General features: G+C 62.7%; 1 protein-coding gene. It reads right to left on the minus strand.

Translation table 11 applies throughout. The features are described from left to right. The coding region (locus G7009_RS27400) for an immunoglobulin-like domain-containing protein (RefSeq protein WP_181133390.1) at window positions 1-284 on the minus strand (284 nt) is incomplete at both ends.

Raw genomic sequence — 284 nt, forward strand, 5'->3', positions numbered from 1 at the left:
AGACGGCGATCTGGTCGCCAGCGTTCGGCGTGCCAGGGGTACCCGGATTACCTGGAGTTCCCGGTTCGTCAGTGACGACTGTGTTGGTGCTGCCAGCAGTGATCAGGTTCTCGAAGACCGCATCACCAGTCACACCGGTGATGGTCTGGGCAATGGTCGGCTGGCCACCGACATACACGTCATCGTTGGCGGTGATGGTGGCGGTGCCAGCGGTACTGCCGCTCGGGATGGTGATCGTGGTGCCATCGGTGAGGGTGAACGTCAGGCCCGCATGGCCGGTAACT

This window comes from Pseudomonas capeferrum (genome assembly GCF_013523055.1).
GTDB lineage: Bacteria > Pseudomonadota > Gammaproteobacteria > Pseudomonadales > Pseudomonadaceae > Aquipseudomonas > Aquipseudomonas capeferrum_A.